This window comes from Candidatus Eisenbacteria bacterium (assembly GCA_013140805.1).
Taxonomy (GTDB): domain Bacteria; phylum Eisenbacteria; class RBG-16-71-46; order RBG-16-71-46; family RBG-16-71-46; genus JABFRW01.
Window position 1 is genome coordinate 22,966 of record JABFRW010000014.1, and the last position, 20,414, is coordinate 43,379.

Here is a 20,414-nt window from a genome sequence, read left to right on the forward strand (position 1 = left end):
CATGCACTTCTTCGACCGCCTGATTGCAGCGTCGCTCCGCCATCGCTGGTTCGTGGTGGCGGCGGCCCTCGTGCTGCTCGGCACCGGCATCGCGGCCATTCGTGCGCTGCCGGTCGACGTGTTCCCCGATCTCAATCGCCCCACCGTGACGATCCTCACCGAGGCTCCGGGACTCGCGCCCGAGGAGGTCGAGCCGCAGGTCCTGCGACCGCTCGAGACCGCGCTGCTCGGACTCCCAGGTGTTCGACACGTGCGCTCGACCGCCGGCATCGGTCTCGCGGTCTCGACCGTCGAGTTCGACTGGGGCGCCGACTTGCTGCGCGTCCGCCAGCAAGTCGCCGAGCGCCTCCAACTCGCACGCGCCGGGTTGCCCGAGGGCGTCATGCCGACGCTCGGCCCCGTCACTTCGATCATGGGCGAGATCATGTTGCTGGGTGTCGAGGCGGACTCCTCGACTCTCACCCCGGTCGAGTTGCGAACACTCGCCGACTGGGTCATCCGCCCACGCCTGCTCACCATTCCCGGGATCGCTCAGGTGATCCCGATCGGCGGTGGGGTGCGAAGGATCGAAGTGATCGCCGACCCGTCCCGGCTCGCGGCTCTCGACGTCACGCTCGATCAGGTCGAGGAGGCGGTCTCGGCGTCCGACGCGGTCAGCAGCGGCGGCTATGCCGAGTCGCAGGGTCGCGAGCTGCTGGTGCGCAACGTGGCGCGGCTCTCGAATCCTGCCGAGCTGGGCGGCACCGTCGTGGTATTGCGCGAGCGAGTCCCGGTGCGGGTGCGCGACGTCGCGGAAGTGCGCGAGGGGCGACTGGTGCCGCGCGGCGACGCGGGGGTGAACGGCCGGCCGGCCGTGATCCTGGCGATCCAGAAGCAGCCGGGTGCCAGTACGCTCGAGGTCACGCGTGCGCTGCACCGTGCATTCGACGAACTACGTGCCACCCTGCCTGGCGGCGTGGTGTTGACGCCGGTCTTCGAACAGGCGCGCTTCATCGAGGCCGCGATCCACAACGTGGAACACGCGCTGCGCGACGGAGCGCTGCTCGTGATCGTGGTGTTGTTCCTGTTTCTGTGGAGCGCTCGCACGACCGCCATCACGCTGACCGCGATTCCGCTCTCGCTGGTGGTGGCGGCGCTGGTGCTGCGGGCGTTCGGCGTCTCGATCAACACCATGACGCTCGGCGGCATCGCGATCGCGATCGGGGAACTGGTCGACGACGCGATCGTCGATGTCGAGAACGTGCATCGGCGATTGCGCGAGAACGCGCGACTCGCACAGCCGCTTCCGACGCTCCAGGTCGTGTATCGGGCGTCATGCGAGGTGCGAAATTCGATCGTCTACGCCACCGCGCTGGTGGTGCTGGTGTTCCTGCCACTCCTGTCGCTCGGTGGAGTCGAGGGACGGCTGTTCCAGCCGCTCGGATTCGCATACATCGTGGCCATCCTCGCCTCGTTCGTGGTCTCGCTCACGGTCACGCCGGTGCTGTGTTCGTGGTGGCTGCCGGGCTCGATCACTCGCGAGCGCTCCCACGACACCTCGATCGTGCGAGTGCTGAAGGGCCTCGATCGACGTGTACTCGGCTGGGCGCTGCCGCGGCCGGGCTGGGTGCTCGGGATCGCGACCGGGCTGGTGCTCGCAGCCGTTGCGGCGGTGCCGTGGCTGGGTCGCGAATTCCTGCCGCCGTTCAACGAAGGGACCGCGACCCTCAACCTGATCGCGCCGCCCGGAACCTCACTGACCGAATCCAGTCGAATCGGCGCGTTGGCGGAGCGGCTGCTGCTCGCCGCCCCCGCAGTCGTTTCGACCGGCCGACGCACCGGACGCGCCGAGACCGACGAGCACGCCGAGGGTGTGCACTACACCGAGATCGATGTCGACTTCCGAGCCTCGAAGCGCACCCGTGCCGAGATCTTTGCGGACCTGCGCGCACGGCTCGCCACGATTCCCGGGGTGCGTGTGAGCATCGGTCAACCGATCGCGCATCGACTCGAGCACCTGCTCTCCGGGGTGCGCGCTCAGGTCGCGGTCAAGCTGTTCGGCGACGACCTCGATGTGTTGCGAGCGACGGGTGCCCAGATCCAGAGCGTGATGCAGGACGTTCCCGGCGTGGTGGATCTGCAGCTCGAGGCGCAAGTGGAGATCCCGCAGCTCCGCCTCACGCTCGATCGAGAAGCGATCGGTCGCTACGGCCTGCGTCCTGAACGGGCGACCGAGTGGCTCGAGACGGCACTCCACGGGAGAGCGGTCTCGCAGCTCGTCGAGGGCCCGCGTGCGACCGCGGTGTGGGTGAGACTCGAGAATCCGAGCGGCGGAGATCCCGACGCGGTGCGCTCGATTCGCGTCGAGACTCCGGACGGCGCACGCGTGCCGCTCGGCGAGCTCGCGCGCATCGAGATCGTGCCGGGGCCGAACCAGATCCTGCACGAGGACGGTCGCCGCCGAATCGTGATTTCATGCAATGTGGCGGGACGCGATCTGGTCCGCACCGTCGAGCAGATTCAGCGCGAGGTCGGTCGGCGCGTGATTCTGCCGCCCGCCTACGAACTGGTCTACGCCGGACAGTTCGAGAGCCAGCGCACCGCCGGTCAGCGCATCGCGTGGCTCGGTCTGCTGGCATTCTCGGCCATGCTGGTGCTGCTCGTCATGCACTTTCGCTCGTGGGTGCTGGCCTCCCAGGTGCTCCTCAACCTGCCTCTCGCGCTGATCGGAGCGGTGGTGGCGGTGTGGAGCAGCGGCGGCACACTGTCGGTCGCGACCCTGGTCGGCTTCATCACGCTGACCGGCATCGCCGCACGCAACACGATTCTCATGATCACGCACTACCTGCATCTCATGACCGAGGAAGGCGAGTCGTTCGGCGTCGAAATGGTGGTGCGCGGCTCGACCGAGCGACTGGTGCCGGTGCTGATGACCGCGCTTGCAGCGGGACTCGCGCTGGTGCCGCTGGCGCTCGATGCGCACGCGCCGGGCAAGGAGATCCTGCATCCGGTCGCGGTCGTGATCCTCGGCGGTCTCGTCAGCTCGACGCTGCTTGACATGGTGGTCACACCGGTTGCTTTCCTGCGTTTCGGCCGAGCCGCGGCCGTCGCTCACCTCGCACGTCATCGCAAGCTCGGCACCAAGCCGGCCGGCGAACGCGCTTTCAAAAAGGGAGACATCGAATGAAAGACGGTTCCGCCTTCTTCTCGACCTCGATCGCGGTGTTCGCCTCGATCGTCGCGCTGCTCGCCGCCTCGTGCGGCGGTGGTTCGAGTCCCAAGTCCACCACGGGTGCGCCGCCTTCGAGCGCCGAGCATCACGCGTCGAGTGGCGGCGATACCGCGACGCCGAGCGCCGTGACCGCGCGTCCGGAGGGGCACGCGGCGGTCGGGGAGGGCATCGAGCCGGCGACGACCCCCGCGGCGATCCTCGAACAGCTCGGCCAAGTGCGGAAGACGCTGGCCTCCGCGATCGAGGCCGGCCGGCTCGACGAAGTGCACCAGCATGCGTTCGACGTGCGCGACCTGGTGGTTGCGCTGCACGAACGCGCACAGGGACTCGATGCGGCCGCGGCGAAGCGGCTCGACACCATCTCCGAGACGGTGAAGCAGCTCGCGATCCAGCTCGACGTGGCGGGCGACGCGGGCGACCTCGGCCGCACCCGCACTCACTTTGCGGCATTCGAAGCTGCGCTCGATGGCATCGGCGCGGTGCAGGGCCTTGCGTCCACCACGCTGGCGCCGGCGCGCCCCGATGCGCGCACGAAACCGCAGATCGTCTCGATGACGGGCGAACTGATCGATCCGCAGTGCTGGTTCACGCACGGGGGCGAGGGCGAAGCGCACATCGGTTGCGCCACGATGTGCGCGCGCGGCGGGCAGACGCTGATGTTCCTCGAGAAATCCAGCGGACGGACCTACCCGCTGATCGCGGTGACGCACGGAAAGGACCCCGACGACGAGTGGATTCCGTTCATCGGTCGCCCGGTCCAGGTGCAGGGCGTGCTATACGTTCACGGTGCGGACCACGCGCTGGTGGTTCGGAAGGTCACCTTCAAGGATGCCGATCGGAGGAAGTCATGATGTGTGCGGAGCTTCGGGTGGTGGGACTCGTGACGATGCTGCTGGCCGCCGGATGCGCCTCGCCGTCCTCTCAGTCGACGGGCGCTTCCACCGAATCGCAGGCGACGACCGCGACCGATGCGACGACCCCCGCGCCGACCGAAGTGACGGTGCTCGCGACCTCGCAGGGCTTCGAGCCCGCCGAGATCGCAGTGGCGAAGGGGCAGCCGGCGACCATCGTGTTCAAGCGCACCACCAACGAGACCTGCGCGACCGAGGCGGTGTTCGGCGGCGTGGTCGGAACGCACACGCTGCCGCTCGATCAGGAAGTCCGCGTGGAACTCGCCGCCGATCGAGCGGACTCGGTGCGTTTCGCGTGCGGCATGGACATGTGGAAGGGCGTCATCGTCAGCCGCTGAGCGGCCTACGCCAGTCCCCACTCCTCGAGGTCGTCCTCGTCGAGGCCGAGCAGGTGGCCGACCTCGTGCTGCACCGTCACGCGGATCTCGCGCGCCAGTTCTTCCTCGTCACGACACGAGCGGAGCAGGTTCTTGCGGAATAGATGAATGGTGCCCGGCGTTCCGGGTGGATCCGCGCCCGATCGATCGAGCAGATGGCGTCCCACAAACAGTCCCAGAATGTCGGGTGCGAGCGTTGGCGACTCGGCGGTGAGGATCTCGCGGCTCGGCAGCGGCTCCACCAGCACCGGAACGTGGTCGAGCTCGCGTCTCACGCGTTCCGGGAGTTCCTTCACGCACGCCTCGACGAGTTCATCGAAGCGTGCGTCGGCGACTTCGAGCGGCAGGGGGAACGCCTCGGCATCGAGTGCGGCGGCATTCTCGGCGTACTCGTGCGCTTCGTCGGGATTGCCGACGTGATCGGCGATGCGAGACAGCAGGTCGTGCGACTCGGCGAGCCCGGGCTGGATCGCGATCGCGCGCAACGCGTCCTCTCTCGCGACTTCGAAGCGCGCCAGTTCGTACGATGCGACGGCGCGCAGGTGGAAGAACGCGGAGGGGTCGGCGGAGCGTTCGGCGCCGACCAGCGTGCGGAGCGCCCCCTCCGGGTCGCTTTCCTCGATGCGCACCGCCGCGTCCACCATGCACAGATCGGCGTGACCGGGTCTCGAGAGCAGTAGCGTATCGATTTCGCGTCGCGCGGATTCGACCTCACCCTGATCGAGCAGGTCGTAGACCCGTTCGACCGACGACCACTCGTGTTCGCTGAGAGTCTCGAAGTCCATGAAAGCGCTCGGGTGGGATTGCGCGACGATCCGAAACTAGGGCTGTCGCTCACGCCTGTCGAGCGGTATCGGTGAGTGTGTGACGAATCGCAACAACCGTTTTTCGCTTCGCCACTGGCTCGATCATTTGCGAGCTGTGACGCGACTCGCGGCGATCGAGTTCGTCCAACTGCTCCGCCGAACTCAGCGTCTCGACTGATTCGGTCTTCCACGGCCTTGCGGCTTCAGGAAGCCGGGGTAGGTACGCCGAATCTCGGCCTGACGGGGCGCCCGGGTGCCGAGCGCCAGCCCGAACACCGATTGGGGCGAAGACGACATGGATGGGTCAAGCCCGAAGGGGGGTGCTGCCGATTCTTGACGGTGCCGAACCGGACTGCCTAAAATCCCCCCGCTCATTCGTTTCCGCCGCTTCCCCTCGCGCTGTTCTCAGGGAGCAAACACCCGACATGAAGATTCTCTCCGCGCGCTTTTGGTTCGCCGGTCTGCTCGCCCTCGTCGCGTGTCTCGCGCTGATGGCGGCGAGCACTCCGACGACCTCGATCAAGCAGCCAGACAAGCTCGTCATCCTCTCGACGACCGACGTCAAGGGGAAGACGAGCCCGTGTGGTTGAAGTACCCCCAAGGGGGGCCTCGCCCGGCGGGCGAGTTTCGTCGACAGTGTGAAGGCGGAGTACGGCCAGGTGGCGCTGGTCGACAATGGTAATTTCTTTCCCGAGAACGAGCTGGAGCAGGACAAGGCGTGGTTCCTGATGGACGCCATCAAGCTGCTCGACGTGAAGGCGGTCGGCACCAGCCCGAACGAGCTGCGTTTCGGTTACGGCTATCTCAAGTATCACGTGGCGCGAACGCGGCTGCCGCTGACGAGCGCGAACCTGATCGACGTTCGCACCAAGAAGCCCGCGTTCCAGCCGTACATCATCGAAAAGATCGGAAGCGTCAAGGTCGGCTTCTTCAGCCTCATGAACGAGAAGCAGGACCTGAACAACAACCGGGACTCCTTGCGGATCGACGAAGCCGTCGCGACGGCTCGCCGCGTCGTCCCCGAGTTGCGCAAGAAGGGCGCGGCGGTGGTGGTGCTGCTGTCGCAGCTCGGCAAGGTCGAGAGTGAAGATCTGGTCACGGCGGTGCCGGGAATCGACGCGGTGATCTGCGGGCACAACGTGCCGGTCCTGACCAAGGGCCGCATGGTCAAGAGCACCGTCGCGTCCTATGGCGGTGAGCAGGGCCAGTACCTGAGCCGCACCATGCTGACACTGGCAGGCGGCAAGGTGATGTCGGGTGAGAACGAATCGTTCATGCTCGGACCGGAAGTCGGCATTCGTGCCGACGTCGAGCGCCTGGTCAAGGCGTTCGAAGACGGGCAGAACGAGAAGATGCGAAAGGCCGAGAAGGAAAAGGCCGCCGAGAGCACGATCGCACAGGAGAAGAACGCCGATCACTTCGTCGGTGCCGATCTGTGCGCGCGGTGTCACAAGAACGAGTACGACCAGTGGAAGACCACGTCGCATTCACTGGCGTGGAACACGCTGGTCCACGAGAAGAAGGAAGCCACTCCGGAGTGCATCACGTGCCACGTCGTGGGCTACAAACAGAATGGCGGCTTCCAGACCGGCGCCGATGCGCCGCGGCTGGCGAACGTCCAGTGCGAGAACTGCCACGGCATGGGGACCAGCCACGAGGCGTTCGCGCAGCCGCCGCACCAGGTGGGCGAAGCGACGTGCGTGAAGTGCCACCACGGCGAGAACGACGCGACCTGGAACTACGATTTGAAGCTGCCGATGGTGGTCCACGGCAACACCACCGGCATGACGATCGAGCACAAGAAGGTGAAGGTCGAGGTGATTCCAGACACCGCCGCGGCTCCGGCGCACGGTCACGAGGGACACTCGCACTGAGCGCGGGCTCGACCCGGCTTCACCCTGATGGTTTCGACTCTCGAACGCGGCGTTCCGGTCTCCGGGACGCCGCGTCTGTCATGAACGCCAACCCGAGGAGCTGAACATGCACCGACCCCTGTCACGGGGGCTCTCCCTGCTCTCGGCACTCGTCGCACTCGGCCTGCTGGCCGGCGCCGATGCGCCCCCGAGCAGCCCGACGAAGCCGTCTGCGAATGCGCTCGTGATCCTTTCGACCACCGACGTCAAGGGTAAGACCAGTCCGTGCGGATGCAGCATTCCGAAGGGCGGACTGTCGCGTCGCGCCAGCTTCATCGACAGCGTGCGGATCGAGAGCCCGCTGACTCTCGCGGTCGACAACGGTAACTTCGTGCCCGAGGACGAGCTTCATCGGCCGGTCGCGTGGTTCATGATGGACGCCATGAAGATCATGAAGCTCGACGCGGTGGGCGTGAGCCCGAACGATCTGCGCTTCGGCTACGCGCTGCTCCAGTCCGAAGCGCGGCGCACCGCGCTGCCGCTCACCTCGGCGAACCTGTTCGATCGCCGGTCCCGCAAGACCGCGTTCGCGCCGTACCTGATCAAGACCGTCGGCAAGGTCAAAGTCGGCTTCTTCAGTCTGATGCCGGCTGCGGCGGAAATCGGCGCGGCGCGTGATTCGGTGCGGGTCGAAGATCCGAACGCCATCGCGCTCAAGCTGGTTCCGGAGCTGCGCAAGAAGGGTGCGACCGTCGTGGTGCTGCTGTCGCAGCTCGGAAAGGTCGAAAGCGAAGACCTGGTGACCTCGGTGCCGGGGATCGACGCGGTGGTGTGCGGACGGAACGTGCCGATGCTCGCCAAGGGGCGCACGGTCAAGAGCACGGTGGCGTCCTACGGTGGCGAGCAAGGCCAGTATGTGAGTCGCACGATTCTCAACCTCGACGCGGCCGGCAAGGCCACCAGCGGCGACAACGAGACCTTCATGCTCGGACCGACGGTCGGCGAGAATCCCGAGATGCAGCGGCTGGTGAAGTCGTTCGAGGACGGTCTCAACGAAGAGCTGCGCAAGAACGAGAAGGAACGCGCGGCCGCCGTCGAGCTGGACAAGCAGAAGAACGCCGATCACTTCGTGGGTGCCGAGCTGTGCGGGCGTTGCCACCAGCCCGAGTACGAGCAGTGGCAGACCACCTCGCACTCGGTCGCGTGGTCGACGCTGGTGGCCAAGCAGAAGGACGCGACGCCCGACTGCATTCCGTGTCACGTGGTCGGCTACCAGCAGCCGGGTGGGTTCCAGACCGGATCGGATGCTGCGCGGCTCTCGAATGTGCAGTGCGAGAACTGCCACGGCATGGGCACCAAGCACGATGCGTTCGCGTCTGCCGCGCACACGGTGGGCGAGGAGACGTGCGTGAAGTGCCACCAGGGCGACAATGACGCGACCTGGAACTGGGAGAAGAAATTCCCTCTGATCGCGCACGGCAACACCACCGGACACACGATTCAGAACAAGAAAGTGAAGGAAGCGATCCCGGCCGGACGCATGGGGACAGCGCACGGCGGCCAGTAGATTCGCGGGTTCCTCGCCGACTCACTCTTGACGCCCACCGGGGCGCCTCCCTACCGTGCGTCCCGGTCTCGCGGGGATCGCGACGACCGGCCGAAGGCCATCGCATTCACGCGCCGCGCGCGCGAGGGAGCCGTCCTGCCGTGAGCCCCAGACTTGAAGGCGTCCAGTACTTCGAGAGCATTCTCGACACCGTCGGACACACGCCGCTGGTGCGGTTGCGCCGCGTCAGCGAGGGCATCGCGTGCCCGGTGCTCGCGAAGGTCGAGTCGTTCAATCCCGGCGGCAGCGTCAAGGACCGCATCGGTCTCGCGATGGTCGAGGCGGCGGTGCGCGACGGCAAGCTCAAGCCCGGCGGCACGATCGTCGAGTGCACCTCGGGCAACACCGGGCTCGGGCTCGCCATGGTGGCGTGCGTGCAGGGCTATCGCGCCGCGTTCTGCATGCCGGACAAGGTGTCGAGCGAGAAGGTGAACCTGCTGAAGGCATTCGGCGCCGAGGTCCACCTGAGCCCCACCGCCGTCGCTCCCGAACACCCCGACTCGTACTACTCGGTGGCGAAGCGCATCGCGGCCGAACGGCCGGGCGCATTCCTGATGAACCAGTATCACAACCCCGCGAACCCCCAGGCGCACTACCAGTCCACCGGTCCCGAGTTGTGGGAGCAGACCGGCGGACGCATCACACACTTCGTGACCGGAATGGGGACCGGCGGCACCATCAGCGGGACCGGCAAGTTCCTGAAGGAGAAGAATCCGAAGGTTCAGGTGATCGGGGCGGACCCGGTCGGGTCGATCCTCAAGCACTACAAAGAGACCGGAGAACTCAGCGAGGCCCACACCTACAAGATCGAGGGCGTCGGCGAAGACTTCATCCCGACCGCCACTGATTTCTCGGTGGTCGATCGCGTGATCTCGTGCAATGACCGCGACGGGCTCAACATGGCACGCCGCCTCGCGCGCGAGGATGCGATCTTCGTCGGCGGCTCCGCGGGCATGGCCGCGTGGGTCGCGCTCGAGGTGGCGAAGGCCGCGGGCCCGAACGACCTGGTGGTGGTGCTGCTCCCGGACACCGGCGAGCGCTATCTCACCAAGGTCCACAACGACGAGTGGATGCGCGACAACCACCTGTTCGATCCACGCGCCTCGTCGGCAGGCGACGTGGTCGGCAACAAGGGTCGGAACGCTCAGGCGCTGCTGAGCGTGCAGTCGGGCGAGCCGTTGCGCGCCGCCCTCGCGCTCATCGAAAAGCACGACATCAGCCAGATCCCGGTCATGAAGGGCCGCGAAGTGGTGGGGACGCTCGAAGAGAGCGAAGCCTTGAAGGCGGCACTCTCGGATCCGCGCGCGGTCGAGATCCCGGTCGATCGCTGGATGACCGGGCCGCTCTCGGTCGTGACCGCGGACGTGCACGTCGAGCAGCTCACCCGCCTGCTCGCCAAGGAGCCCGCCGTGCTGGTGCGGCGCGACGGCGAGCTGGTGGGCATTCTCACGCGTTTCGACATGCTGCAGTTCATCGCCGGAGCCTGAGCTCCGACGCGAAGCTCTCGATTCATTCGCGCGGGCCGAGTCGCCCGCGCCCCGGAGGACACCCATGGGCGGCGATTCCGCTCTTCAACCCGGCGCCGGATTCAGCACCCGCGCCATCCATGCCGGCCAGGAGCCGGACCCCACCACCGGCGCGGTCGTCACCCCGATCTATCAGACCTCGACGTATGCCCAGGAAGCACTCGGGAAGCACAAGGGCTTCGAGTACGCGCGCACCCACAACGCGACCCGGCAGGCGCTGGAGCGCAACCTGGCCGCGCTCGAGGGCGGGCGCCACGGACTGTGCTTCGCGTCGGGACTCGCGGCCACCACCACGCTGATGCTGACGTTGTCGGCCGGCGACCACGTGATCGCCGGCGACAACCTGTACGGCGGCAGCTACCGGCTGTTCGTGCGCGTGTTCGAGCGACTCGGACTGCGCTACACCTTCGTGCCGTCGGATCGCACCGAGGCGTTCGAAGCCTCGTTCACTCCCGCGACCCGGCTGGTGTTCGTCGAGACCCCGACCAATCCCATGATGCAGATCACCGACCTGGCCGCGGTCGCGAAACTGGCGAACGCCCGCGGTGCGAAGGTCGTGGTCGACAACACGTTCATGACGCCGTTCTTCCAACGTCCGCTCGAACACGGCTGCCACGTGGTGCTGCACTCGGTCACCAAGTACCTGAACGGTCACAGCGACCTGATCGGTGGCGCGCTGATCACGTCCGACGAGGCGATGGCCGAGTCGTTGCGCTTCCTGCAAAACGCGGCCGGCGGTGTCCCCGGTCCGATGGATTGCTGGCTCGCGCTGCGCGGCACCAAGACGCTCGCGGTGCGAATGCGGCAGCACGACGCCAACGCGCTCGCGATCGCCCGCTACCTCGAGGGTCATCGTGCGGTCACGCGAGTGCTCTACCCGGGACTCGAGAGCCACGCGCAGCACGCACTCGCGCGGCGCCAGGCGTCGGGTTTCGGCGGCACCCTGTCGTTCGTCCCCGGCGACGGCTCGCTCGAGGCCGGGCGCCGGGTATTCGATCGGCTGCGTCTCTTCACGCGAGCGGAGAGCCTCGGGGGAGTCGAAAGTCTGGCCTGTCACCCGGCTTCCATGACCCATGCCTCGGTTCCCCGGGAGCATCGGCTCAAGATCGGCTTTGCGGACGGATTGATCCGCCTGTCGGTCGGAATCGAGGACCTGGCCGATCTCCAGTCCGATCTCGACTACGCGCTCTCGGGCGCGTAAATCCGCGGGTTTCAAGCACCTCGGGCATCGTGGCGGGGGCGCGCCGAGGGTAGTTTCGAGTTGACAACCCCGGCCGGCTGTCCCTACCCTGCCGGCTCGTTTTGCGCGCCGTCTCCGTGGGCAGGGGCGAACGCGTAGGGGCGTCGTAAGCAAACGCAACGGACGCACGCCAGGGGCCGACACCCGTTCGGTGTCGCTCATTCCCGAGCGATCAGCCCGATTCTGCCGCCGGCCGCAAGGTTGGCGGTGACTCCATTGAGGGGGTGAAGAACTAAGGATGCGTAAGCTTTTCGCTCTATTCCTCGTCGCCATGATGGCGCTCGCGCTGGTTGGATGCAGCCAGACGCAGACGACTTCTGAGGCTCCGCCTGCGGAGACCCCGGCCGAGACTCCGGCTGTGGATGCTCCGACCGACACCATGGCAATGCCGGCCGATACCACGGCCAGCCAGCCTGCGTCGCACTGACGTGAACCCGGTGATGCCGGGTTGAAGTTCCCGAGGGGGGTCCGCAAGGACCCCCCTTCGGTTTTGGGGTCGAACACCCGGTCCAAATGGCCGGGAGTGGCAAGTACCGTGCGCGCCCGCAACCTGAATCGTCACCTTGCCGTAGAGCGCAACGTCAGTCGGGAACGAAGCAGCTCGCTCCACTCAGGAGCTCGTGGGCCCCGGTCACATCCCACCCGGGGGCGGACGAGGCAAGGAGAGGAATCATGAGAAACGCCGCCCGAGTCACCGCAGCGATCCTCGCGCTCGGCACCGCACTCGTTCTGGGTCTCGGCGTCGACGCGACGCTCGCGCCCGAGGCTCTGGCGCAGAACCCGCTCCGATTCCGCTCGGTTCCCGAGGAGAGCTCCAGCGCGTTCCGTCAGCGGCAGCGCGCTCGCATCGTCAAACCCTCCAGCTCCACTTCCAGCTCCAGCTCCGCCCGGGTCGCGCCGGCCGCCGGCGCGACTCGCGCCGAGCCGGATCCCGAAGCGGTGCTCGCGGAACCCACCATTCCGAGCCCGCCTTCCGAACCCGAAGCGCCCGCCGTGCCGACCACCGGCGACATGGTGCGCATGGGCTCGGACATCACGATCGAGAAGGGCGAAGTGGTGGACGGCGACGTCCTCACGTTCGGCGGCAACATCAAGGTCTACGGCCAGGTGCGCGGCAATGTCTCGGCGACCGGCGGTGACGTGTTCCTCGGCAGCTCCGCGCGCATCGACGGCGACGTCCTGTGCATGGGCGGAAAGCTCGAAGAAGAGAGCGGTGCCTACGTGGGCGGGCAGCGTGTGACCGGGCTGCAGAGCCGTCACAGTCGCAGCGAGCGCGCGAAACGCGTTCGCATCGACCGCGACTGGGACGGCGACCGCGATCGGGACTCCGAGCACGGAGCCACCACCACGATCGTGCGCCGGCTCACCTACCTGCTGTTCTGGTTGCTGGTGGCATGGGTCGCCACCCGCTTTGCGCCCCGCCGCACCCGCGGCGCGATCGAGAGTCTCCGGCGCGAGCCGGGCATGTCGTTCGGCCTCGGCTTCGGAATGGCGCTGCTGCTCGCTCCGTCGCTGATCGCGCTCGCAATCGCCATGGTGATCCTGGTGGTCACGATCATCGGCATCCCGGTCGCGATCGGTGCGTTCTTCACCTACATCGCACTCATCATCCTGGTCGCCGGCTGGGGCTACGTGGTGGGAGCGGCCGCACTCGGCGAGCGCGTTGCCGCCAACCGGGGGCAGGCGGCACCGACGCTGCTGCGAAGCGCGATCACCGGCATCGTGATCATTCAGGGCGCCATGCTGGTGAGCGAGATGCTCCATCACATGCCGCTCCTCGGCTGGATCGGCGGCATCCTGTGGGTGCTCGCGATGGTCGCCTACAGCGGTGTCGCACTGCTCGGAATCGGCGCGATCGTGCGCTCCAAGTTCGGTCAGGGTGAGGGCGGTCAGTGGTGGCCGCCGGCACGCCTGTTCGGTTCGCTGTCACCCGCCGGCCCGAGCTACGGTGGACCGGTGCCGCCGCCACCGTCCGGCGCACCCGCAGCTCCGTCCGCTCCGATCGCACCCGCGGCACCGAGCGCCCCATTCGATCCGACTGCGGCACCTGGCAGCGCGCGTACCAGTCCCGGCTACAGCGAACAGGCAGCGCCCCAGGCTCCGGCGGTTGCCCCACCGCCGGTCGCACCGCCTCCGCCTGCGCCTCCGAGTTCCTACATGCCACCAAGTCCGGGTCCGCAGGAATATCCGGCACCGCCGCTTCCGCCGGCTCCGCCTGTTCCGCCGGTACCGCCCGCGCCACCGCCGCCGATCGGCTAGGGCGCCGAAGGCGAGCCACTTCGCCGGCTCATCGTACGCAGGGCCCGCGCAATCGCGCGGGCCCTTTCGCGTTCCGCTAGACTGCGCGGCGTGTCGGCCGACTCGCTCGTGGTGCTCTGCCTGTTGCTGTTCCTCGATGGCGCGACGTTCGCGTTCTTCACCACTCCGTTGCTGCTGCACTACGGCCGGCTGCAGGAGCCGTGGCAGCTCGCGGTGCTGGGAGGGGCGGCGAGTGCGCTGGGAAGCATGGTGCAGCTCGCACTGCTGCGGTTCGGGCTGCATTCCGATCGCCCGTGGATGAAGCGCTTCCTGCCGGCGCGCGAGCGAGTCACCGAAGCCCTCGCGCGCTTTCCGTCGGCCTCGTTCGTCGCGATCCTGGTGGCGCGTGCCACGCCGCTGCCCGATGCCCCGCTCAAGATCGTGGCTGCAGTCGCCGGCTATCCGCTCGCGCTCTACGGTCTGGCCATCTACCTCGGAGCGCTGCCCTACTACTTCGTGCTCGCGCTGGTGGGTCGCAAGTTCGAGATCCCGACCTGGATCCTGGTCGCCGCCGGAGTCGCGATCGTGCTCGGCGCGCTGATCGATCGGCTGCGTCGCTCACGGCCCTCGCCGGGTGCGTCGCGATGAGCCCCGCGACGAGCCGCGCTCCTCGCGTGGTCGGCATCGACACCGGTGGCACCTTTACGGATGTCGTGGCGCTGGTCGGCCGTCGCCTCGTCACGTTCAAGCTGCCGTCCGATCCCGCGCATCCCGCGCGCCCGGTACTCGAGGGGCTGACGCGACTCGCGGTGGCTCCGTCGACTCGCGTGCGTCACGGCTCGACGGTCGCGACCAACGCGCTACTCGAGCGACGTGGCGCCCGGGTGGTGCTCGTCACCACCGAGGGCTTCGAGGATGTGCTCGAAATCGGCCGCCAGCAGCGTCCGTCTCTCTATGCCCTCGGCCCGCACCGCGAGCCGCCGCTGGTGCCGCGCGAGCGCCGCCTGGGTGCCCGCGAGCGCAGTGGCCCTGCGGGCGAGACCTGGCGGCGACTCGATCGCGCCGCACTCGCAACACTGGTGCGGCGCGTGCGTGCCGCGCGCCCCGAGGCGATCGCGATCGGGCTGCTGCATTCCTACGCGAATCCCGCGCACGAGCGCTCGATCGCGCGTGCACTCGCTCGGCTCGGCGTCAGCGTGACCGCGTCGTCCGAGCTGTGCCCCGAGTACCGCGAATACGAGCGACTCGCGACCGCGGTCACGAACGCCTATCTGGTGCCGCGCGTCGGCGCCTATCTCGAGGAACTGGGGCGCGCCTCGCGGGTTCGCATCGAAGTGGTGCTCTCGCACGGCGGCACCGCTCCGCTCGCCGAGGCGGTCCGCGAACCGGTGCGACAGTTGCTCTCGGGACCGGCCGGCGGGCTCGCGGCCGCGCGCGAACTCGGGCGTCGCTGCGGCTTCGAGCGAGCGCTCACGCTGGACGTGGGCGGCACCTCGACCGACGTCGCGTTTCTCGACGGCGGGCTGCCGCGCACGCGCGGACGCGAGATCGGCGGATTCCCGGTGCTGCTGCCGCTGCTCGACGTCCACTCGGTCGGTGCCGGCGGCGGCTCGATCGCCCGCGCCGGCCACGGCGGTCTGCTGCGGGTGGGGCCTGAAAGCGCCGGTGCAGCCCCCGGGCCTGCTGCCTACGGCGCGGGCGGACCCGCGACCGTGACGGATGCGCTCGTGGTGATGGGGCGCATTGCGACCGCGTCGCTGGCCGGCGGCGCTCGCCCGCTCGACCGTGAAGCGTCGCAGCGTGCGCTCTCGAAGCTCGCGCGCTCGATCGCGGCGCGCTCGGCGCGCGAAGCGGCGGCCGGCGTGGTGCGGGTCGCCGAGGCGCACATCGAGGCCGCCCTGCGCACCGTTTCGCTCGAACGGGGACACGATCCGCGTGGTGCGGCGCTGGTGGCGTTCGGAGGCGCGGGCGGTCTGCATGCTGCCCCGGTCGCGGAAGCGCTCGGCTGCGACGTGGTGCTGTGGTCGGGATTCGCGGGCGTGTTGTCGGCGCTCGGTGCGCTGGTGACGGGAGACCGGCGCGAGACGTCGCGCACCGTGCTGCTCGACGCGCGAGACGGAGTGGCTCTGGGGCGGGCGTTCGCCGAACGTGAACGGGCGACGCTGCGGCGCTTCGGCCGCGCGGAGCGGCCGCGCGTGCAGCTCGAGCGCTGGGCCCAGATGCGCTATCGCGGTCAGTCGCACGAACTCGAGCTGCCGGCGCGCGGTGACCTGGTGAAGCAATTTCATGCCGAGCATCGGCGGCGCTTCGGCTTCTCCGAATCCCCGCGCGCGATCGAAGTGGTCACGGTGGAGGTGCGCGGCGAAGTGCCGGGCCTCGCGTGGCCGGTGCAGGCCTCGGCGATTCAGCCGCTGCGAGGCGCCACCCGCGGTGCTCGGCCGCCGCACGAGCCACCGCGCCGCACGCCGGTGTGGGATCGGGGGGGCGTGATTCGCGCGACCCGTGTCTCGTTCGACGGGTTGCGGGCGGGCGCCGCGGTGCGCGGCCCCGCGATCGTCGAAGCCACGGGCGCCACGCTGTGGGTACCCCGCGAATGGAATGGTCGCCTGCACGCGAGCGGCACGCTGGTGGTGACGCGCGCGCGCGGCCGCAAGGAGCGCGCATGAACCCGCGTCTCGATCGAGTCGAGCTCGCGGTGCTCGAGAGTCTGCTCTCCTCGTGCGCCGAGGAGATGGGCGTGGTGCTCATGCGCACCGCTCACTCGCCGAACATCAAGGAGCGCCTCGACCACTCGTGCGCAGTATTCGACCGCGAGGGGCGGCTGGTCGCCCAGGCCGCGCACATTCCGGTGCATCTCGGCAGCCTGCCGCGTGCGGTCGAGATCGCACGCGAACAGGTTGCGATCGGACCCGGCGACGTGGTGCTGCTCAACGATCCGTTTGCGGGCGGCACCCATCTGCCCGACCTCACCACGGTGTCGGGCGTGTTCATCGGACGTTCGAGCCGGGCGGACTTCTATCTGGCGAGTCGCGCGCATCACGCCGATGTCGGCGGGGCCGCACCCGGTTCGATGCCGCTGGCGCGCGAGGTCTACGAAGAGGGATTGCGGATCCCTCCGCTGCGCATCGTGCATGCCGGTCGCGTGGTGGAGGACGTGATGCGCCTGGTGCTGGCCAACGTGCGGACGCCGGACGAGCGCCGCGCCGATCTGGCCGCGCAGCTCGGAGCGCAGGCGACCGGCGAGCGAAGGCTGCGCGAACTGGCCGCGCGCTGTGGCGCCGCGCGGCTTGCGCGTGCCTCGGCGGCGCTGATCACGATCGGCGCGCAACGCATGCGCGCCGCGTTGCGCGTGATCCCGCGCGGCACGTGGCGCTTCGAGGACGTGCTCGACGACGACGGGCTGGGTGCGGGGCCGATCCCGATCCGGGTCGCGATCGCGCGGCGCGCCGGCGGACTGCGCGTGGATTTCGGCGGCACCGCGCTTCAGACCGCGGGACCTGTGAACGCCGTCGAGGCGGTGACGCGCGCAGCGGTCGCCTACGCGGTGCGGTGCGTGGTGGGCGACGTGCCCATCAATCACGGCATGTTCCAACCGCTCGACGTGATCGCTCCGCTCGGCAGCGTGGTCAACCCGCGCCCGCCGGCCGCCGTGGCGGCGGGCAACGTCGAGACCTCGCAGCGCATCGTCGACGTGGTGCTGGGGGCACTCGCGCGTGCCCTGCCGGGGCGCGTACCGGCGGCGAGCAGCGGCACGATGAACAACCTGCTGATCGGCGGACGCGATCCGCGCACCGGCCTGCCGTTCGCTTACTACGAAACGCTCGCGGGCGGACACGGCGCGGGGCCGGGCTGGAATGGCGAGCACGCCATGCAGGCGCACATGACGAACACCCGCAACACACCGGTCGAAGCGCTCGAGCATGCCTATCCGCTGCGCGTGGTCGCGACCCGCATTCGACGCCGCAGTGGTGGGCGCGGTCGGTGGGTGGGTGGTGACGGCATCGAACGCTCACTCGAGATGCTGGCGCCCGCGCGCGTAACGGTGATCTCGGAGCGGCGCACCCGTGGGCCCTACGGCCTCGCCGGCGGCGAGGCGGGTTCGACGGGATCGAACGAAGTGATCTGGCCACGCGCCGCGCGGCTCGAACGCGGGTCGGTGCGCGGGGGCAAGGGGTCGGAACCGTTGCCGGGCAAGTTCGTGGTTGACTTTCCGAAAGGCGCGGTGCTAACCGTCGCGAGCTCGGGCGGCGGCGGCCATGGTCGCGCCGCCCGTCGTCGTGTCCCGCGCTGACGGCGCTCACGCCGTCCTGCGCGCCGTGTGCCGAGCCGTCGATCTGTTTCGAGTCTCATTTCTCCCGGAGGTCTGCATGCGTCCGCTGTTGCGCATCGTTCCCGTCGCGCTGGTGGTCGCATGTGTGGCTTCGCTGCTGGCTCCGCGCGGAGGCGAGACGGTGCCGCTCTATGCCGCGCGCACCGGCCTGATGTGCCAGAACTGCCACTTCGATCCGAACGGCGGCGGGCCCCGCAAGGAGTTCGGCTTCGCGTACGCCAAAAACCGCCACGAGATCGAGCCCGAGGATTCGTCGAGCAAGTGGTCGAGTCTCGAACTGGTGAACCGGGTCGGCGACGCGATGCCGCTCTACTTCGGTATCAATCAGCGCGTGCTGTTGCTCGCGAACTCGACCCGCAGCTCGGACTCGCTCGATCGCGTCGGCTTCTTCGACATGGAGAACGCGCTCCACATTGCGTTCCAGCCCCACGACCAGCTCACGCTGGTCTACACGCGTACCGGCTCCGCGTCACGCGACGCCTACGGCATGTTCGCCGGGCTGCCGTGGGACGGCTACCTGAAGGCGGGTCGAGTGCGCACCGCGTTCGGCCTGCGGATGGACGATCACACGGTCGCCACCCGCAACAGCTTTCTCGACTTCCAGACCCAGCAGACGTTTCTTCCCTACGACCCGCGTCTCACCGACGTTGGACTCGAGTACGGCATGGCTTCGGGGCCGTGGTTCGGCCGCGCGCAGTGGCTGAACGGGGAGTCGTTCGTCTTCAACGGCGAGTACGCCGGCGCGACGGTCGCCAAGCTCGGCTACAGCGCGCCCTGGTACCAGGGCGCGGTCTCGGTTTACGACGACTTCCGCAAGCAGACCTTCGGACCGACCCGTCGTGCGACGCGCTGGGGCTACTACGGCATGACGCACTGGCAGCGCTTCGCACTGCTCGGCGAAGTCGCGGCCGGGACCGACGAGGCGGTGACGGGCGAGAAGCGCAACTCGCTCGCTTACTTCGCTGAACTCGACTACGTGCCGTCGCGCTGGGCCACGTTCCGGGTGCGCTACGACCGGCTGATGCTGGATCGCGGTGCTTCCGACGCGGTGAGTCTCTTGAACGACTACAACCGCTATGCGATCGAGGGCGAGTTCCAGCCGGTGCCGTTCGGTCAGGTCCGCTGGACGTTCCGGCTCATCGATCCGCGCGCTGAAGACGACGGCTTCGGCACCGAGATTCCGAACGAGAAGCAGGCCTACGTCCAGTTCCACTTCTCGTACTAGGCGCGACCGCCGCGTTCGCTCAGCAGCCGCGCCACCACCCGCTCGCGCGTCAGGTCGGTGGCGTCCGAGGCCGCGATGCGCAGAGCGGCCTCGGGGACCTGATCGAGGACCGCGTCGCTCTGCAGGCTCACGAGCACCAGCGGCTGAGCGGCGGCGAGAGATCGCAGGCGCGCCACTTCTTCGGCGGGCACCGGCACGCGCGTCATCACGGCGACGAGCCGCACCGTGGCGCGCGCGGGCTCGTCGGTGAGAGGCATTCCGGCATTGCGCAGCCGCGCGAGCAGCGACTCGCAGCGCGGGTACTCGGGCTCACTCACGTGCAGTGCGGCATCGCCCGCGAGCGATGGCCACGCACCGCGCACTGCGAGCCCTCGGTCGATGATCGCCCGCAGTCGAGGCACCCAGTCGGCGGGTGTCAGGTTTTCGAGCGGGCGCTCCAGCTCGAGTCCGCTCGGCTCGAGGTGGTCGCGATCGAACTCGGCCAGACGCGGCCGGCCGGCATCGAAGCTCGGGCGGTCGAGCCCGCCGTCGATCACGGCGTTCGCGAGCATCAGGCGCGCGCGCCGAATGGCTTCGTCGTGGAACGCGAACAGCAGCAGGTCGCAACCGGCCTCGATCGCAAGTCGGCCGCGTTCGGCCGCATCGAGATCGCGCGCCGCGCCCTTCATCTCGAGCGCGTCGGTGATTGCGACGCCGCCGAAGCCCAGGGTGTCGCGCAGCAGCGTGCGTCCGATCGCGGGCGAGTAGGTGGCGGGCCGCTCGGCGTCGAACGCCGGATAGACGACGTGCGCGGTCATGATCGAAGCGGCCGCCGACAGGTGATCACGAAACGGGCGCAGTTCGCGCGCCTCGAGCGTGGCGCGATCGGCGTCGCAGCGGGGCAGTTCCAGGTGCGAATCGAGCACGGTGTCGCCGTGACCGGGAAAGTGCTTAAGGCACGCGGCGAGCCCCTCGGCCCGAAACCCGCGCAGCCACGCGCCGACCATCGCCGAGACGGCCGCCGGATCGTGGCCGAACGCGCGGGGACCGATCACCGGATTGAGCGGTTCCGAGTGCACGTCGGCGACCGGCGCGAAGTCCCATTCGAAGCC

Annotated in this window: 15 protein-coding genes; 13 read left to right on the forward strand and 2 right to left on the reverse strand. The window is 68.6% G+C overall.

Annotated features, from left to right (window positions below; translation table 11 throughout):
• The first annotated feature begins 1 nt into the window (after nucleotide 1).
• From HOP12_01415 to HOP12_01425, 3 genes are read left to right on the forward strand one after another with little or no spacing between them, the layout of a single operon-like run.
• On the forward strand, nucleotides 2-3,166 hold the full coding sequence (locus tag HOP12_01415) for an efflux RND transporter permease subunit (GenBank protein ID NOT32806.1): 3,165 nt from the start codon (nucleotides 2-4) through the stop codon (nucleotides 3,164-3,166).
• Nucleotides 3,163-4,062 carry a hypothetical protein gene (locus tag HOP12_01420; GenBank protein ID NOT32807.1) on the forward strand — a complete coding sequence of 300 codons (900 nt, stop codon included), beginning with the start codon at nucleotides 3,163-3,165 and terminating at the stop codon, nucleotides 4,060-4,062. The genes HOP12_01415 and HOP12_01420 overlap by 4 nt, the downstream gene beginning before the upstream one ends.
• Nucleotides 4,059-4,460 carry a hypothetical protein gene (locus tag HOP12_01425; protein ID NOT32808.1) on the forward strand — a complete coding sequence of 134 codons (402 nt, stop codon included), beginning with the start codon at nucleotides 4,059-4,061 and terminating at the stop codon, nucleotides 4,458-4,460. Before HOP12_01420 ends, HOP12_01425 begins: the two co-directional genes overlap by 4 nt.
• A 5-nt stretch (nucleotides 4,461-4,465) precedes the next feature.
• Here HOP12_01425 and HOP12_01430 read toward each other — a convergent pair whose 3' ends face one another.
• Complete coding sequence (locus HOP12_01430) at nucleotides 4,466-5,284, reverse strand: hypothetical protein (protein ID NOT32809.1); 819 nt, start codon at nucleotides 5,282-5,284, stop codon at nucleotides 4,466-4,468.
• 446 nt (nucleotides 5,285-5,730) lie between these two features.
• On the opposite strand from HOP12_01430, the gene HOP12_01435 reads away from it, so the two are divergent.
• The 10 genes from HOP12_01435 to HOP12_01480 all read left to right on the forward strand — a co-directional run bounded on the left by HOP12_01435 (nucleotide 5,731) and on the right by HOP12_01480 (nucleotide 19,323).
• Nucleotides 5,731-5,895, forward strand: coding sequence for a hypothetical protein (locus tag HOP12_01435; GenBank protein NOT32810.1), 165 nt, complete (start codon nucleotides 5,731-5,733; stop codon nucleotides 5,893-5,895).
• 48 nt (nucleotides 5,896-5,943) lie between these two features.
• The gene (locus HOP12_01440; GenBank protein ID NOT32811.1) at nucleotides 5,944-7,179 is read left to right on the forward strand and encodes a hypothetical protein; all 1,236 of its coding nucleotides are present in this window, start codon (nucleotides 5,944-5,946) and stop codon (nucleotides 7,177-7,179) included.
• A 106-nt stretch (nucleotides 7,180-7,285) separates the two neighbouring features.
• On the forward strand, nucleotides 7,286-8,725 hold the full coding sequence (locus HOP12_01445) for a hypothetical protein (GenBank protein ID NOT32812.1): 1,440 nt from the start codon (nucleotides 7,286-7,288) through the stop codon (nucleotides 8,723-8,725).
• A 140-nt stretch (nucleotides 8,726-8,865) separates the two neighbouring features.
• Nucleotides 8,866-10,251, forward strand: a complete 1,386-nt coding sequence (locus HOP12_01450; GenBank protein ID NOT32813.1) for a pyridoxal-phosphate dependent enzyme — start codon at nucleotides 8,866-8,868, stop codon at nucleotides 10,249-10,251.
• 64 nt (nucleotides 10,252-10,315) lie between these two features.
• Complete coding sequence (locus HOP12_01455) at nucleotides 10,316-11,491, forward strand: cystathionine gamma-synthase (protein NOT32814.1); 1,176 nt, start codon at nucleotides 10,316-10,318, stop codon at nucleotides 11,489-11,491.
• A gap of 711 nt (nucleotides 11,492-12,202) precedes the next feature.
• Nucleotides 12,203-13,789: a polymer-forming cytoskeletal protein gene (locus HOP12_01460; GenBank protein ID NOT32815.1), complete on the forward strand. Its 1,587-nt coding sequence runs from the start codon at nucleotides 12,203-12,205 to the stop codon at nucleotides 13,787-13,789.
• Nucleotides 13,790-13,879: 90 nt separating this feature from the next.
• Nucleotides 13,880-14,416 carry a hypothetical protein gene (locus HOP12_01465; protein NOT32816.1) on the forward strand — a complete coding sequence of 179 codons (537 nt, stop codon included), beginning with the start codon at nucleotides 13,880-13,882 and terminating at the stop codon, nucleotides 14,414-14,416.
• On the forward strand, nucleotides 14,413-16,434 hold the full coding sequence (locus HOP12_01470; GenBank protein NOT32817.1) for a hydantoinase/oxoprolinase family protein: 2,022 nt from the start codon (nucleotides 14,413-14,415) through the stop codon (nucleotides 16,432-16,434). The genes HOP12_01465 and HOP12_01470 overlap by 4 nt, the downstream gene beginning before the upstream one ends.
• A complete protein-coding gene (locus HOP12_01475) occupies nucleotides 16,431-18,059 on the forward strand; it encodes a hydantoinase B/oxoprolinase family protein (GenBank protein NOT32818.1) in 1,629 nt (542 codons plus the stop codon). The genes HOP12_01470 and HOP12_01475 overlap by 4 nt, the downstream gene beginning before the upstream one ends.
• A 76-nt stretch (nucleotides 18,060-18,135) precedes the next feature.
• Nucleotides 18,136-19,323: a hypothetical protein gene (locus HOP12_01480; GenBank protein ID NOT32819.1), complete on the forward strand. Its 1,188-nt coding sequence runs from the start codon at nucleotides 18,136-18,138 to the stop codon at nucleotides 19,321-19,323.
• Here HOP12_01480 and HOP12_01485 read toward each other — a convergent pair.
• Nucleotides 19,320-20,414, reverse strand: a 1,095-nt coding sequence (locus HOP12_01485) for a glycoside hydrolase family 3 protein (GenBank protein ID NOT32820.1), incomplete at its 5' end; no start/stop codon positions are given. The genes HOP12_01480 and HOP12_01485 overlap by 4 nt on opposite strands.

Coding starts and splice junctions, on each gene's coding strand:
- HOP12_01415 (NOT32806.1), top strand. CDS start 2: ATGCACTTCTTCGACCGCCTGATTGCAGCGTCGCTCCGCCATCGCTGG.
- HOP12_01420 (NOT32807.1), top strand. CDS start 3,163: ATGAAAGACGGTTCCGCCTTCTTCTCGACCTCGATCGCGGTGTTCGCC.
- HOP12_01425 (NOT32808.1), top strand. CDS start 4,059: ATGATGTGTGCGGAGCTTCGGGTGGTGGGACTCGTGACGATGCTGCTG.
- HOP12_01430 (NOT32809.1), bottom strand. CDS start 5,284: ATGGACTTCGAGACTCTCAGCGAACACGAGTGGTCGTCGGTCGAACGG.
- HOP12_01435 (NOT32810.1), top strand. CDS start 5,731: ATGAAGATTCTCTCCGCGCGCTTTTGGTTCGCCGGTCTGCTCGCCCTC.
- HOP12_01445 (NOT32812.1), top strand. CDS start 7,286: ATGCACCGACCCCTGTCACGGGGGCTCTCCCTGCTCTCGGCACTCGTC.
- HOP12_01455 (NOT32814.1), top strand. CDS start 10,316: ATGGGCGGCGATTCCGCTCTTCAACCCGGCGCCGGATTCAGCACCCGC.
- HOP12_01460 (NOT32815.1), top strand. CDS start 12,203: ATGAGAAACGCCGCCCGAGTCACCGCAGCGATCCTCGCGCTCGGCACC.
- HOP12_01470 (NOT32817.1), top strand. CDS start 14,413: ATGAGCCCCGCGACGAGCCGCGCTCCTCGCGTGGTCGGCATCGACACC.
- HOP12_01475 (NOT32818.1), top strand. CDS start 16,431: ATGAACCCGCGTCTCGATCGAGTCGAGCTCGCGGTGCTCGAGAGTCTG.
- HOP12_01480 (NOT32819.1), top strand. CDS start 18,136: ATGCGTCCGCTGTTGCGCATCGTTCCCGTCGCGCTGGTGGTCGCATGT.